The organism is Streptomyces sp. NPDC006450 (assembly GCF_040612195.1).
GTDB lineage: Bacteria > Actinomycetota > Actinomycetes > Streptomycetales > Streptomycetaceae > Streptomyces.
On record NZ_JBEXPT010000043.1, the window covers coordinates 32,523 to 47,288 of the forward strand.

Below are 14,766 nucleotides of genomic sequence, written 5' to 3' on the forward strand. Positions count from 1 at the left end.
GTTCCTCCTGTTTCGTGGCAGTCTCATCGTATGACGCCGATCACCCTGGTGGAGGGCCGTCGTATTTCGCTCAGCAACCTCGACAAGGTCCTCTACCCGGAGACCGGCTTCACGAAGGGCGAGGTCCTCCACTACTACGCCACGGTCGCGGGCTCCCTGCTCGCCCACATCCACGACCGCCCGGTGTCCTTCCTGCGCTATCCCGACGGCCCGGACGGACAGCTCTTCTTCACGAAGAACCCGCCGCCCGGTACCCCCGGCTGGGTGAAGACCACCCCGGTTCCGCGTTCCGAGGACCTACGGGCCGAGCAGGTGGTCGTCGCCGACCTGCCCACCCTCATGTGGGCCGCCAACCTCGTCGTCGAGTTCCACACCCCCCAGTGGCCGGCCGGCGCCCCCGCCCTCGCCGACCGCCTGATCCTGGACCTCGACCCGGGTCCCCCCGCCACCGTCGTCGAATGCTCCGCCGCGGCCCTGTGGCTCCGGGACCGGCTGGCCGCCGACGGCCTCCACGCCTCCCCCAAGACCTCCGGCTCCAAGGGACTCCACCTGGCGGTCCCCCTCGAACCGACCCCCTCCGAGCACGTGTCGGCGTACGCGAAGGCCCTCGCCCAGGAGGCCGAGCGCGAGCTCCCCGACCTCGTCGTGCACCGGATGGCCAAGGCACTGCGCCCCGGGAAGGTCTTCGTCGACCACAGCCAGAACGCCGCCGCCAAGACCACGGCGGCCCCCTACACGCTGCGCGCCCGCGATCTGCCCACCGTCTCCACCCCCCTGTCCTGGGCGGAGGTCCAGTCCTGCCGGACCCCTTCCGACCTGGTCTTCCTCGCCGACGACATCGTGCCCCGACTGGCCCGTGAAGGCGATCTCTTCGCCCCGCTCCTCGACCCCGGCCGGGCCGGACGGCTCCCGTGATCACCGTCGCGCTCGCGGTCGCCGTACGGACGCTGCCGCGCGGGCCCGGTCTCGCGTACGAGCCCAAGTTCGACGGCCACCGCCTCGTCGTCATCCGCACCGTCGACGGGGTGAGCCTCCAGGCCCGCTCCGGCCGCATCGTCACCGCGGCCTTCCCCGACCTCGCGGCGGCCGCACACCACCTGCCCGCCGGGACCGTCCTCGACGGGGAGGTGGTGGTCTGGCACGCGGGCCGCACCGAGTTCGCGCTCGTACAGCGCCGGGCGGCCGCTGCCTCGGCCGCGCGGGCCGGCGTACTGGCACAGACCCTCCCGGCCTCGTACGCGGCCTTCGACGTCCTCGAACTCGCCGGGCTGGACCTGCGCGCCCGCCCCTACGAACGCAGGCGCGCGCTCCTCGTCGACCTGCTGCTGCCGCTGGGCCCTCCGCTGCAGCCGGTCCCGATGACGACGGACCCGGAGCTCGCGGAGACCTGGTACGAGACCCTGCCCGCCAGCGGTATCGAGGGCCTGGTCGTGAAACGGATGGACCAGCCCTACCCCGCCGGCCAGCGCGGCTGGCAAAAGCTCCGCCACACCAACGTCCGCGACGCGGCGGTGGTCGGCTACACGGGCACCGCCCGCCGCCCGCTCGCACTCGTCCTGGTCATGCCGGTCGGCGACGAGACCCCGCTGGTGTCGAGCCCCCTGACGGCGGCGCTCCGCACCGAGGTGGCGGCCGCCGTGGCCGAGCGCACCTCAGCACACACCTCGCACGCCTCTCAGGGCGCCACCGTCACGGCCATCGGCCTCGGCGAGGTCCCCTTCCACCTCCTGGACCCGCCGCTGACGGCCGAGGTCCGCCACACCTCGACCCGCCACCCGCCACCGGAGGTCCTGCGCCTGCGCACAGACCTGTGACCCGCGCGGGAGGCGCGGGTCACAGGCCGGCCGGCCCGTCGGCGGGTGATCGCGGGGTCAATCGTGCGCGCCCCGCCCCGAGTTCGGTGGAGCGCCGGGCTGCGGGTGCGGGCCCGGCCCTTCGACCTGCCTGTATCCGGACTCCCGTTCGGCCCTGACCTCCTTCGGATGGCTTGAGGTGGTGGAGCCGAAGTTCCCGTAGCCCTGCATCTCGTGCGGGCGCAGGCCGCCCTCGGGGATCTCCACAGGGTCCCGCTCCTCGCGCACCTCGTAGACCGCACCGCCGTTCGGCAGGTGGGGTTGGCTCTCGGGAGTGGGCGGCGGGGGCTCGTTGGCGCGGACCCGCTGGCCGAGCTTGAAGCCGCCGAGAAGAACGCCTACCACGGCGATCCCGACGACCAGGAACCACGCGATGTTGGTCAGTGTTCTGTCCAACGCGAGGAAGGTCAGAGTCGTGTCCATGTGACCCATTTTCCCGCATCGGCGCCCATTTCACCCGATCACGCCCCCGAGCCGCCTCCTCACCCCTTGAGCGGCCCGTCCGCATCCCGCACTCCACGCACTTCCCTGCCCCCGAGCACCGCCAGGATCTCCGCACAGATGGCCAGCGCCGTCTCCGCCGGAGTCTGCCCGCCCAGATCCAGGCCGATCGGCCCGTGCACCGTCCGCAGCCGCTCCTCGCTGACCCCGGCCGCGAGCAGCCCCTCGCGGCGCCGCGCGGTGGTCTTGCGGGAGCCGAGCGCACCGACGTACGGAATCCCCAGCGCGAGCGCGGTCCGCAGCGTCGGCACGTCGAAGTCCGGATCATGGCTCAGCATCGCCAGGCAGGCCGCGTCACGCCGCGCCTCGAGCAGCTTCTCGGCCTCGCCCCCGGAAACGACGATGCTCACCTCCCACCCGAGCAGACGGGCCTGCGCCTCGATGACCTCGGCCAGCTCCCCGCCCCCGCCGATCACCACGTACGGAGCCGAGGGGTACGCCTCGACGAGCACCAGCCCGGACCCCGCGTACAGCGCGTCCCGCCCCGGCCGCCGCGTCCGCAGCAGCTCGCCGGCCCGCCGCTCGGCGTCACCGGACGGCTGATCGGACCCCCGCACCACGACACTGACGGCCTGATCCGCCCGCTCGTTCAACTGGGTCACGAGCGCGACCCCGACCCCCTGCCCGAGCAGCTCCCACCACTCAGCGGGAATCGCGCTCAGCGGCTGCAACAGCACCTCGGCCTGCCCGCCGCACGTCAGCTTCGCCTCGACGGCCTCGCCGCCACCCACCGAAACCTCGCACACCCGCGCGGTCTCCCCGCCCCCCATGGAGGCAGCCTCCGCCACCAGCTCGGCGTCGAACACCCCCCGGTACAGGGCCCCGACGCACTCCCCGCGCGCATCCACGAGCACCGCCCCGGCCGGATCACGGGGCCCGAACCCCTGCTCGGTCACGGGCCGCGCCAGAAACCCGACCCGCCCCTCGGCCACCCACTGCCGCGCCGTCTCCACCAAGTCACGCATTTCGCGCCGCCCCATCCTCACCGTCAGAGCACGCCACAAAGCACCAGGTCAACGACACCAAGTGGCCTCCCGCCCAACGTACGCACCCCCACCCCTCCACCCCACCCCCCAAAACCCACAGTTCCACCCCCACATCCTTCGTACGGACCACCGGACCCGACCCCGGAACTGCGGTCGCCGCACAGGCGCCAGACGCTGCCCGAACCTCACTCCACGGCGAGACCGTCACGTACGTGATGCTTGGAGGTCAGGATCGGCCTGGACGCAGAGGGCATGCCACGCACCGACGCGGAGAACACCCCCCACCGGCGACCGGCGTACAGAAACCTTCCGCAGAACGGCAGTTGACCCAAGAAACGCGAGGACCCCGTCTCAGCGTTCTCGCTGACGGCGGGGTCTTGGACACACGTGCACCGTGTGCCCCCGGCAGGATTCGAACCTGCGCACACGGCTCCGGAGGCCCCGGGCGTCTCACGCGTTCCATCAGGTCAGCGCCTTACAGACTCCGACCGATCCCCCGCCGGTCCACGCATAGGCCGCGGACCGGCGATGAGGGAGCACGTACGGGATGAGGCCCGGTTCGGTGCTGTCGTAGCTCTTGCCCTCGGGCCAGATCACGACACATCCCTGGCTCTGGGCGAGGTCGAGCAGGTCCCTGATCTCATAGCCGCGACAAAGGGCATGAGCTTGGGAATCACCGGGCCGTCACGGAGGGGTTGACGCTGACCAGTGCAAACGGCCTCTGGTGATGAATCGCGAGGCGTCGCGCCCGACTGCTCTTGACCGCTGGGATCCGCTCTTCCTGGCACGAATGCGGCACGGGCTTCCATCCGCTCTGACGGGTCGCGTCACCGACCCCGCATCCGACAACACTGTCACCCGAATGGCCCAACATGAGGTGCCACCCACACGGGTGAAGATCAAGCTGGCTAGTGCCCCAACCGAGGCAATCTGTGAAAGGCGAACCACATGCGCATTCGACGAATACTCGCCGCGGTCTTCGCCACGGCAGCCCTCGCCGGACTCGGTCTCACAGGCGCCGCCACCGCCACCGCCACCCCCGGCAGCGTCACCCCGGCCAGCGTCACCCCGGGTGAGTGCACGGACAACGGCGGAACGATCGATCGGTCGACGCCCGTGCTCCCGACCTGCAGGGGCGGTATGTACGACGGGCAGACGGTCGACTAATCCCCACTAGGCCCGTTGCGTCAGTGGATCGTCGCCCCGCAGCCACGCGTTGCGGGGCGACTCCCTCGCGAGCGTTCTCCCTCGGCTGACGGCTCAACGTACCTGGGAGGCGTGACGATCGCACACGGGCCCGGGCCTTCGCCGTGGAGCGGGTGACGGGAATCGAACCCGCGCTCTGAGCTTGGGAATTACCGATCTTGCCCGCACGATCCCGCCCCTGAGCTGTATGAACGGGTACGAGGGAGAACCTGCGGGCCGACCCTGGCGCCCGCCGTCTACCGCTGCTCCCCGCCCTGCCTGGCACGCGTCTGGCACGGCTCGACCGGGGTCTGGTGGGGGCTATCTAGGACGCCGATCGCACGCCACGCCGTACGGCCACCCCGTGAGCCGCCTCTTACCCCCACCAGTTTGGCTTCCGCCTGGGGCGCCCCCGGGCGCCGGTTGTCGGGACGACGTGACCGTACGGCCATGGGGGATCTGACTTCAAGGCGTTTCTCAGTTAGACACATAGCCCTGCGCTAGGGGGGCGGCCACCGAACAGCTCCGGGTAAGGGCAACGTTCCGGTGAAGCCTCCGGCCGATCTGCCCACTGCCACCAGATGTGGCGCTGGGAACAGCCCCATACGCCGCGGCGAACGTGCTCATTGCCACGATCGCAGAGAGCGAACCCGCCGAACTTCATCGGCTGACTGCACTCGGGACATTGGGGAGTCGGACGGCATGAGCGGACCGTACTCGGCTGGCCGGCTCCCTGCACCCTTAGCCTTCTGATCCGTAGCTCTAGCCCGACCGGTCAGCGACGGCCATACCGGCCACTACGGGGCCTCGGAAGGACGTTGAAAATCAGGGGCAGTTGCTGTGGTTGCGGTATGAAGCTGCTGTACCGCTACGGCCTGCTCCGCGTTCTCAGTCCGGTACGAGACCGTCAAGACGTGGAACCCTCCACCGCTGGAGGATCGTCCTGGCTGCTCTCCAAAGCGAGGACGAAAGGGCTCGCAGACAACCTCCGGTCCAAGTTGATGCGGGCGGCCCGTGACGGCGAGGAATTCGACACGGAGTCGGGCCTTCCCGGTTCGATGGCCGAGCAGAAGGCGACGCTGAGCTGGTACGCCTTCGCGCTCAAGTACCTCGCCATGAAGTGGCCCCACGCGGCGCCGAACACCCGGGACGGGATCAACGCGCGCGAGCGGTGCTTGATTCACTGAAGGTCAAATTGGATGGGACTGCGGCTGCTGCTGAGACCGTACGGCGGAAGCGGCGCACCTTGGTCAATGCCCTGCACTACGCGGTGGATCTCGGGGAATTCCGGGCTGAAGAACCGGCCCACGGAAGACGTCCGGCGAGTGCCGATCCCACCCCAGCTCGTGAGCATCCTGCGCGAGCACCTCGATACCTTCGGCACCGCCAAGGACGGACGCCTCTTCTTCAGCGAGGGCGGGGGAGTGGTCTCCTCCTCGACCTACTACCGGGCGTGGCAGGAAGCCCGAGTGCTGGCCCTGCCGCCGGCCGCCGCTGCTTCGCCGCTCGCCCACCGGCCTTACGACCTGAGGCACTCGGCGCTCTCTCCCTGGCTCAATGCCGGTGTCGACCCCACCGAGGTCGCCGAGCGGGCGGGCAACAGCGTGGAGGTCCTGCTCAGTCGGTACGCGAAGTGCCTCGACGGTCGGCAGGAGGTGGCCAACCGGAGGATTGAAGATCTACTCAGCGAGTACGAGTGATCGCGAGTGACTGGCGATACGCTGCGAGGCCCCTGGACCTGTCCGGGGGCCTTCCGCGTTTCTACGGCTGACCTGGGGCGATGGACCAAGATCCTGTCCACGAATAGTCCACAGGGCCTGACATACGGGTGCACAGGGCGGCAGTTGGCTGCGCATACGCGAAGACCCCGTTCTCAGCGTTAGGGCTGATGGCGGGGTCTTTGGGCACTTCATGCGAAGTGCCCCCGGCAGGATTCGAACCTGCGCACACGGCTCCGGAGGCCGTTGCTCTATCCCCTGAGCTACGGGGGCGCTGTCGCTGGTGTTGCTGCGACGGGTTGAACACTACCAGCTTCCCGGTGGTGATCAGGAACGGATTCCGGGGGATCGGGGCGTGGGTCGCTCGGACGGGGTGGAAGTGGCAAAAACCCGGACGCGGGAGCCGGGGCGGACCTACTCTCGAGTTGTGTCAGGCGCCTCGGGCCGGGTGCTTGTTGTCGACGACAACAAGGTCATCCGGCAGCTGATCAAGGTCAATCTCGAGCTGGAGGGCTTCGAGGTCGTGACCGCGAACGATGGTGTCGAGTGCCTGGACGTGGTGCATCACGTGCTGCCCGATGTGATCACCCTTGATGTGGTCATGCCCCGCCTGGACGGGTTCGGGACTGCCGCGAAGTTGCGGGCCGACCCGAGGACGCGGCATCTGCCCGTTGCGATCGTGAGCGCCTGCACGCAGAACGAGGTCGAGACCGGGATCGCCGCCGGCGTGGACGCCTTCCTCGCCAAGCCCTTCGAGCCCGCGGAGCTGGTGCGTGTCGTGCACCGGCTCATCGAGCGCCGTGACAGGAGGGAGAGGAAGGGTGCTCCCGCCGGGAGGGGGAGGGGGTGACCCTTTCAGTCGCTCCAGTTGGTTCCCGTCGCGCCCGTCGCGCCCGAGGTTGTAGCTCTGCTCGGCCCTTCGGGTCTTGCAGTTCCCTTCGTCCTTGCGGCCCTTCCGGTTGGGGCCGCTGTTCACATGGCGAAACCGTTCGCGTGACGTGGGGGCTTCTCCCCTAGGCTGGTCACGTGACCCCCGTCGACCTCTCCCGCTCCGTCGTGCGCGCCCTGCGCCGCGCCGTCGAGGACGGGGAGCTGCCCGCCGGTGTGGTCGTGCCCGAGCGGGTCGTCGTCGAGCGGACGCGGCCCGGGGGAGTGGGGGACTACGCCTCGCCCGTCGCGTTCGGGGTGGCGAAGGGTGCCGGAGTCGCGCCCCGTGGAGTGGCCGAGGTGCTGGCCCCGCGGCTGGCGGGTCTGCCCGGGATCGAGCGGGTGGAGATCACCGGAGCCGGGTTCCTGAACTTCGTACTCGCCGCGAGTTCCGTCGGAGAGTTCGTACGGGGCATTCGGGCCGGCGGAGCGTCGTACGGACTCGCCCCCGAGGGGTGCCGGGCCCCCGAGCCCGTCGACGGCGGCCCCGGTGCGGCCCTGCGTGAGCGCGTCGTGCGCGCTGCCGTGCAGCGGATTGCCGCAAGTCAGGGGGTGGGGGGAGATCGTGCCGCCGCCGACGCTCCCCGCGTCGCCCCCGTAGCCAAGCGGGACGGGGACGTGGTCGCCGCGTACGGGGCCGGCGCTGCCGTCTGGGCGATGCTGGGCGTTCCCGCCGCCGAGACCCCCGTGTTCTCCGCGTCGCTGCTCGTCCAGGACGAGTCCAATGAGTTCTTCCGGGTGCGGTACGCCCACGACCGGGCGCGCGCCCTGACCCGTAATGCCGGGCAGTTGGGGTTCAGCAGTGAGCCCGGTGAGCCCGGTGAGCCCGGTGAGCCCGGAAGCCCGGGTGAGGTGCATGGCGCCGACGTCCTGCTCGGGGTTCTTCGCGACCACCCCCTCGTGCTCGAAGCCGCCGCGCACCACCGTGCGCCCGAGCGGCTCGTCCGGCAGCTCGTCGCGATCGCCGACGCCCTGCTCGACTTCCAGTACCACGTCCTGCCCAAGGGCGACGAGAAACCCTCGGCCGCCCACCGTGCCCGGCTGGCCCTTGCCGAAGCCGCCGGGACGGTGCTGGCCGGCGGCCTGGCCCTGCTCGGCATAGACGTGCCCGACCACCACCACCTGTGATGCCGCGAACAGTATGCGATCTGATGTGATCCGACGTGATCCGATGTGTCTCGTTGGGGTCCGATGTGATTCGCCTGTGTTCCGGTTGATTTGCGAAGAGAGAATGTCGAGATGAGTCGTTCCGCACACCCCGCCGGGCCCCGCCACGCCGACGTCATGCCCGAGGGCCACTACGCCCCGCCGCCCGCCGACCTCAACGCGCTCGACGAGAAGGTCTGGGCCCGGACGGTGAGCCGGAACGCGGACGGTGTCGTGTCCGTCGGCGGGATCGAAGTCACCAAGCTCGCCGAGGAGTTCGGGACGCCCGCCTACTTCCTCGACGAGGAGGACTTCCGGGCGCGCTGCCGTGCCTGGGCGCACGCCTTCGGGCCGGACGCCGACGTCTTCTACGCCGGCAAGGCGTTCCTCTCCAAGGCCGTCGTGAAGTGGCTCAAGGAGGAGGGGCTCAACCTCGACGTGTGTTCCGGAGGGGAGCTCGCCACCGCGCTCGCCGCCGGGATGCCCGCCGAGCGGATCGCCTTCCACGGCAACAACAAGTCCACCACGGAGATCACCCGTGCCATCGAGGCCGGTGTCGGCCGGATCGTGCTCGACTCCTTCCAGGAGATCGCCCGCGTCGCGCACATCGCCCGCGAGCGCGGCGTACGCCAGCCCGTGCAGATCCGCGTCACCGTGGGCGTGGAGGCGCACACCCACGAGTTCATCGCCACCGCGCACGAGGACCAGAAGTTCGGGATCGCCGTCGCCGACGGGTCGGCGGCCGAGGCCGTACGGCGCGCCCTGGGGCACGACAGCCTGGAGCTGCTCGGCGTCCACTCCCACATCGGCTCGCAGATCTTCGACATGGCCGGCTTCGAGGTCTCCGCCAAGCGCGTCGTACGCCTCCTCGCCGCCGTGCGCGACGAGCACGGGGTGGAGCTCCCCGAGATCGACCTCGGCGGCGGGCTGGGCATCGCCTACACCTCCGCCGACGACCCGCGCGAGCCGCACGAGATCGCCAAGGCCCTGCACGAGATCGTCGCCCGCGAGTGCGAGGCGGCCGGCCTGCGCGCCCCGCGGATCTCCGTCGAACCCGGACGGGCGATCGTGGGGCCGACGGCCTTCACCCTGTACGAGGTCGGGACGATCAAGCCGCTCGAGGGCCTGCGGACGTACGTCTCCGTCGACGGCGGGATGTCCGACAACATCCGGACGGCCCTCTACGACGCCGAGTACTCGGTCAGCCTCGTCTCCCGGACCTCCGACGCGGAGCCCATGCTGGTGCGCGTCGTGGGCAAGCACTGCGAGAGCGGTGACATCGTGGTCAAGGACGCGTTCCTGCCCGCCGACGTGGCCCCCGGGGACCTCCTCGCGGTGCCGGCCACCGGCGCGTACTGCCGTTCCATGGCGAGCAACTACAACCACGTGCTCCGCCCGCCCGTCGTCGCGGTGCGCGACGGAGAGGCGCGTGTCATCGTCCGCCGGGAGACGGAGGAGGATCTCCTGCGTCTCGACGTCGGCTGACACGCATTCTTCTGGGGGACGGCCCCCGGACCTCGGAATAGGTGTCTCACTCAATGGACCGAGGGTGGAAACTGTTGTCCATTGAGTGAGACTGGTTCACACCTGGGGTGCAAACCGCGCAACAGGTACTGATGTGAAGATCGAAAGGCGTAGGTCGAATGATGCGTACGCGTCCGCTGAAGGTGGCGCTGCTGGGCTGTGGAGTGGTCGGCTCGGAAGTTGCCCGCATCATGACGACGCACGCCGACGACCTGACGGCCAGGATCGGCGCGCCCGTCGAGCTCGCGGGCGTCGCCGTGCGCCGCCCCTCCAAGGTCCGCGAGGGCATCGACCCGGCCCTGGTCACCACCGATGCGACCGCGCTGCTCAAACGCGGTGACATCGACGTCGCGATCGAGGTCATCGGCGGCATCGAGCCGGCCCGCACCCTGATCACCACCGCCTTCGAGCACGGCATCTCCGTGGTCTCGGCGAACAAGGCGCTGCTCGCCCAGGACGGCGCCGCGCTGCACGCAGCCGCCGAGGCGGCCGGGCTGGACCTGTACTACGAGGCCGCCGTCGCCGGCGCCATCCCGCTGGTCCGTCCCATGCGCGAGTCCCTCGCGGGCGACACGATCAACCGGGTGATGGGCATCGTCAACGGCACGACGAACTTCATCCTCGACAAGATGGACTCCACCGGCGCCGGGTACCAGGAGGCCCTCGACGAGGCCACCGCCCTCGGGTACGCCGAGGCCGACCCCACCGCCGACGTGGAGGGCTACGACGCCGCCGCCAAGGCCGCGATCCTGGCCGGCATCGCCTTCCACACCCGGGTCCGCCTGGACGACGTCTACCGCGAGGGCATGACCGAGGTCAGCGCCGCCGACTTCGCGTCCGCCAAGCGCATGGGCTGCACCATCAAGCTCCTCGCCATCCTGGAGCGCGCCGCCGACGGCGAGTCCGTCACCGCCCGCGTCCACCCGGCGATGATCCCGCTGACCCACCCGCTCGCCTCCGTCCGCGAGGCCTACAACGCGGTGTTCGTCGAGGCGGAGGCCGCCGGGCGGCTCATGTTCTACGGTCCGGGCGCGGGCGGCGCGCCGACCGCGTCCGCGGTCCTCGGCGACCTCGTCGCCGTCTGCCGCAACAAGCTCGCCGAGGCAAAGGGGCCCGGCGAGTCGGCGTACACCCAGCTGCCGGTCAGCCCCATGGGGGATGTCGTCACCCGTTACCACATCAGCCTCGATGTGGCGGACAAGCCGGGCGTCCTCGCCCAGGTGGCGACCACCTTCGCGGAGCACGGAGTGTCGATCGACACCGTCCGCCAGCAGGGTCGCCAAGCTCAAGACGGCGAGGCCTCCCTCGTCGTCGTCACTCACCGCGCACCCGACGCCGCCCTCTCCGGGACCGTCGAGGCGCTGCGGAAGCTGGACACCGTCCGCGGTGTCGCCAGCATCATGCGTGTTGAAGGGGAGTAAGGACCCATGAGCAGCAATCGCACCCACCAATGGCGCGGCATCATCGAGGAGTACCGGGACCGCCTGCCGGTCACGGCCACGACTCCGGTGGTCACGCTCCGTGAGGGCGGCACTCCCCTCGTCCCCGCCCAGGTGCTCTCCGAGCGCACCGGCTGCGAGGTACACCTGAAGGTCGAGGGGGCCAACCCCACCGGGTCCTTCAAGGACCGCGGCATGACCATGGCGATCACCAAGGCCAAGGAGGAGGGCGCCAAGGCCGTCATCTGCGCCTCCACGGGCAACACCTCGGCCTCTGCCGCCGCCTACGCGGTGCGTGCCGGGATGGTCTCCGCCGTCCTCGTGCCCCGCGGCAAGATCGCGCTCGGCAAGATGGGTCAGGCGCTCGTGCACGGCGCCAAGATCCTCCAGGTCGACGGCAACTTCGACGACTGCCTGGCCCTGGCCCGCGCGCTTTCCGACAACTACCCGGTGGCGCTGGTCAATTCCGTCAACCCGGTACGCATCGAGGGCCAGAAGACGGCGGCCTTCGAGATCGTGGACGCGCTCGGCGACGCCCCGGACATCCACGTGCTGCCCGTCGGCAACGCCGGCAACATCACCGCGTACTGGAAGGGCTTCAAGGAGTACAAGGCCGATGGCCTGGCCTCCCGTACGCCCCGCGTGTGGGGTTTCCAGGCCTCGGGCTCCGCGCCGATCGTGCGCGGCGAGGTCGTCAAGGAGCCGCACACCATCGCCACCGCGATCCGCATCGGCAACCCGGCCTCGTGGGACTACGCCCTGCAGGCCCGGGACGAGTCGGGCGGCCTCATCGATGAGGTGACGGACCGCCAGATCCTGGCCGCCTACCGCCTGTTGGCCGCTCAGGAGGGCGTCTTCGTCGAGCCCGCCTCGGCCGCTTCGGTGGCCGGTCTGCTCAAGGCCGTCGAGCTCGGCCTGGTCGACCCCGGCCAGAAGATCGTGTGCACCGTCACCGGCAACGGCCTGAAGGACCCCGACTGGGCCGTCGCCGGCGCTCCCCAGCCGGTCACCATCCCGGTCGACGCCGAAGCCGCCGCCATCCGCCTCGGCCTCGTCTGACCGGGAGCCCCGGGCCGGAATTCCGGCCGACGGTCCCCGGGACCCCTGGGACCCCCGGGACCCCCGGGACCCCCGTGGTCCCAGCAGTACCGCAGTAACCGAGTTGCCGGATTCCGGAAGCCTTTCGAAGGCAGAGGAATCCGGCAACTCGGGCCGTACGGCACAAAGAACGACGGAATCCCGCCAGATATCTTGGCGGAAACCCGACCTGACCGGCGGGAGCCGGCGACACGCATCGTGCGCCTGCTGTGCGCCCTATGTCGGAGAAGAACCTTCCTTCGATAGGCTGTACTTACATCCGCCGCCGTGCATATGACCGCGGTGCTGCCCACAGGGCCTTCGGGTGTCGTACGTTCTCCAGTACATTCACAGCGAGCCAGCGAAAATCCCGTCTCGCACAGTCACAAGGAGTGTCATCGGAAGATGGCCGGTCCAGCGTTCCGCGCCGCCGCCGTACGGGTGCGCGTTCCCGCCAGCAGTGCCAACCTCGGCCCGGGCTTCGACGCCTTCGGGCTGGCCTTGGGGCTCTATGACGATGTCGTCGTACGCGTGGCCGATTCCGGCCTGAACATCGACATCGCGGGCGAAGGTGCCGACACCCTGCCGCGGGACGAGAGCCACCTCCTCGTACGTTCCATGCGCACCGCCTTCGACCTGCTGGGCGGCCAGCCGCGCGGCCTCGAGGTCGTCTGCGCCAACCGCATCCCGCACGGCCGCGGCCTCGGCTCCTCCTCCGCCGCGATCTGCGCGGGCATCGTGGCCGCCCGCGCCGTGACCATAGGCGGAGAGGCCAAGCTCGACGACACGGCGCTGCTGGAGCTCGCCACCGAGATCGAGGGCCACCCCGACAACGTCGCCGCCTGTCTGCTCGGCGGCTTCACCCTCGCGTGGATGGACGGCGGCAGCGCCAAGGCGATCCGCATGGAGCCCGCCGATTCCATCGTTCCGGTGGTCTTCGTCCCCTCCAAGCCGGTCCTGACGGAGACCGCGCGCGGCCTGCTGCCGCGCACCGTCCCGCACGTGGACGCCGCCGTCAACGCGGGCCGCGCGGGTCTGCTCGTAGAGGCCCTGACCAGGCGTCCCGAGTTCCTGCTGCCGGCCACCGAGGACCGTCTCCACCAGGAGTACCGGTCCCCGGCGATGCCCGAGAGCGTGGCGCTCGTGGCCCGACTGCGGGCGGACGGCATCCCCGCGGTGATCTCCGGCGCGGGACCCACGGTCCTCGCGCTGGTCGACAACGGTGCGGCCGACAAGGTCGCACGGCTCGCGGGCGAAGGGTGGGCGGCCAACCGGCTCGCACTCGACGCCGCGGGCGCGAGCGTACTTCCGCTGGGAACCCAGGGCGGCTGATCCGCGCAGGAGAGGACACAGCCGGCCAGGGGCGGGCGGCCAGGGCAGGCCGCCCGCGCGGAGCCCGCGCGAAACCCGCGCGGATGGGCTCGATAGCCGGTGATGGAGAGGGGGAATGTCTGTTGGATCCGGTAGTGTTAGTCTCAAGTGCGCATCCGAAGCCGCCATGGCTTGGTGCTCAGTGTCCCTATCAGGGACCACCTTTCTTCCGGGAGCCTCCCCGACTGCTTTGATCGCTGCCAGCAGTTTCGAGCACGCTCCGGAATCGGCGTGACATTCCCACGCTTCCAGCTCGGGGGCTTCTCGCCGGAACCACCCACGCACATGCACGTTTCTCTCCGCCGTATCTCTATCGGCGGACCACCGCCCCGGCACAGTCCGCACATTCCGGACTGTTGTCGGACAGCACAACCGGTCGCCGAGCCAGACAGGCCGACGTCCGCTCCAGGGAAGGACCCTTCGTGAGCGACACCACCGATCTGATGGGCGCTGCCGACACCAACGTCGGTACCAGTGCCCCCGCCGAGGGCGCCGCGCCGACCAAGCGCCGCCGCTCCGGCACCGGCCTTGACGGCATGGTCCTGGCCGAGCTCCAGCAGGTCGCGTCGGGCCTCGGCATCAGGGGCACCGCGCGGATGCGCAAGGGCCAGCTGATCGAGGTCATCAAGGAGGCGCAGGCGGGAAGCAGCGCCCCCAAGGCCGCGGCCTCCGCGCCCGCCGCCGCCCCGGCCGCCGACAGTGGCGAGACCAAGCCGAAGCGCCGCGCCACCAGCAAGGCCCGTACGGGCGAGGCCGCCGCCGAGGCGCCCGCCGAGAAGACCGCCACGCAGGCCCAGATCGACATCCCGGGCCAGCCCGCCAGCGAGGACGCCCCGGTCGGCGAGCGCCGCCGCCGGCGCGCCACCGCCCCCTCCGGCAGCCCCGAGGCCTCGGCCCCCGCCGCCGCCGTACAGGTGGAGCAGAAGTCCGAGACCGTCGCTCCGGCCGCCCAGGCCGAGGCGAAGGCCGAGGCCGCCACCGCCCCTGCCGGCCAGGCCCAGGGCCAGGAAGGCGAGGGCCGCGGCCGTCGCGACCGCAC

Annotated in this window: 12 protein-coding genes, 1 tRNA gene and 1 pseudogene; 11 read left to right on the top strand and 3 right to left on the bottom strand. The window is 70.5% G+C overall.

Annotated features, from left to right (window positions below; all coding sequences use genetic code 11):
- Window positions 1–30 precede the first annotated feature (30 nt).
- Together ligD and ABZY57_RS15890 are read left to right on the top strand one after the other, a co-directional pair.
- The gene (gene ligD / locus ABZY57_RS15885) at window positions 31–915 is read left to right on the top strand and encodes a non-homologous end-joining DNA ligase (protein WP_356512186.1); all 885 of its coding nucleotides are present in this window, start codon (window positions 31–33) and stop codon (window positions 913–915) included.
- Window positions 915–1,814, top strand: coding sequence for an ATP-dependent DNA ligase (locus ABZY57_RS15890; RefSeq protein ID WP_356512206.1), 900 nt, complete (start codon window positions 915–917; stop codon window positions 1,812–1,814). Before ligD ends, ABZY57_RS15890 begins: the two co-directional genes overlap by 1 nt.
- 57 nt (window positions 1,815–1,871) lie before the next feature.
- On the opposite strand, the gene ABZY57_RS15895 is transcribed toward ABZY57_RS15890, so the two are convergent.
- On the bottom strand, window positions 1,872–2,276 hold the full coding sequence (locus ABZY57_RS15895; protein ID WP_356512188.1) for a DUF6479 family protein: 405 nt from the start codon (window positions 2,274–2,276) through the stop codon (window positions 1,872–1,874).
- A 59-nt stretch (window positions 2,277–2,335) separates the two neighbouring features.
- Window positions 2,336–3,319: an XdhC family protein gene (locus tag ABZY57_RS15900; protein ID WP_356512190.1), complete on the bottom strand. Its 984-nt coding sequence runs from the start codon at window positions 3,317–3,319 to the stop codon at window positions 2,336–2,338.
- A 969-nt stretch (window positions 3,320–4,288) separates the two neighbouring features.
- Here ABZY57_RS15900 and ABZY57_RS15905 point away from each other — a divergent pair.
- Together ABZY57_RS15905 and ABZY57_RS15910 are read left to right on the top strand one after the other, a co-directional pair.
- Window positions 4,289–4,507 (top strand): hypothetical protein, encoded by a 219-nt coding sequence (locus tag ABZY57_RS15905; RefSeq protein WP_356512192.1) that lies wholly within the window; start codon window positions 4,289–4,291, stop codon window positions 4,505–4,507.
- A gap of 869 nt (window positions 4,508–5,376) precedes the next feature.
- Window positions 5,377–6,225, top strand: a pseudogene (locus ABZY57_RS15910) (hypothetical protein).
- A 219-nt stretch (window positions 6,226–6,444) separates the two neighbouring features.
- On the opposite strand, the gene ABZY57_RS15915 reads toward ABZY57_RS15910, so the two are convergent.
- Window positions 6,445–6,516, bottom strand: a tRNA-Arg gene (locus tag ABZY57_RS15915).
- Between the two features lie 106 nt (window positions 6,517–6,622).
- Here ABZY57_RS15915 and ABZY57_RS15920 point away from each other — a divergent pair.
- From ABZY57_RS15920 to ABZY57_RS15950, 7 genes are all read left to right on the top strand, one after another.
- Complete coding sequence (locus ABZY57_RS15920; protein WP_356512208.1) at window positions 6,623–7,093, top strand: response regulator; 471 nt, start codon at window positions 6,623–6,625, stop codon at window positions 7,091–7,093.
- Between the two features lie 176 nt (window positions 7,094–7,269).
- On the top strand, window positions 7,270–8,298 hold the full coding sequence (nrtL, locus tag ABZY57_RS15925; protein ID WP_356512194.1) for an ArgS-related anticodon-binding protein NrtL: 1,029 nt from the start codon (window positions 7,270–7,272) through the stop codon (window positions 8,296–8,298).
- Window positions 8,299–8,409: 111 nt separating this feature from the next.
- On the top strand, window positions 8,410–9,801 hold the full coding sequence (gene lysA, locus ABZY57_RS15930; RefSeq protein WP_356512196.1) for a diaminopimelate decarboxylase: 1,392 nt from the start codon (window positions 8,410–8,412) through the stop codon (window positions 9,799–9,801).
- A gap of 161 nt (window positions 9,802–9,962) precedes the next feature.
- The gene (locus tag ABZY57_RS15935) at window positions 9,963–11,261 is read left to right on the top strand and encodes a homoserine dehydrogenase (RefSeq protein ID WP_356512210.1); all 1,299 of its coding nucleotides are present in this window, start codon (window positions 9,963–9,965) and stop codon (window positions 11,259–11,261) included.
- Between the two features lie 6 nt (window positions 11,262–11,267).
- Complete coding sequence (gene thrC / locus ABZY57_RS15940; RefSeq protein ID WP_356512198.1) at window positions 11,268–12,338, top strand: threonine synthase; 1,071 nt, start codon at window positions 11,268–11,270, stop codon at window positions 12,336–12,338.
- 423 nt (window positions 12,339–12,761) lie between these two features.
- Window positions 12,762–13,688: a homoserine kinase gene (thrB, locus tag ABZY57_RS15945; protein WP_243336217.1), complete on the top strand. Its 927-nt coding sequence runs from the start codon at window positions 12,762–12,764 to the stop codon at window positions 13,686–13,688.
- A gap of 461 nt (window positions 13,689–14,149) precedes the next feature.
- Window positions 14,150–14,766 (top strand): Rho termination factor N-terminal domain-containing protein (locus ABZY57_RS15950; protein WP_356512200.1); only part of this gene is annotated, 617 nt, incomplete at its 3' end.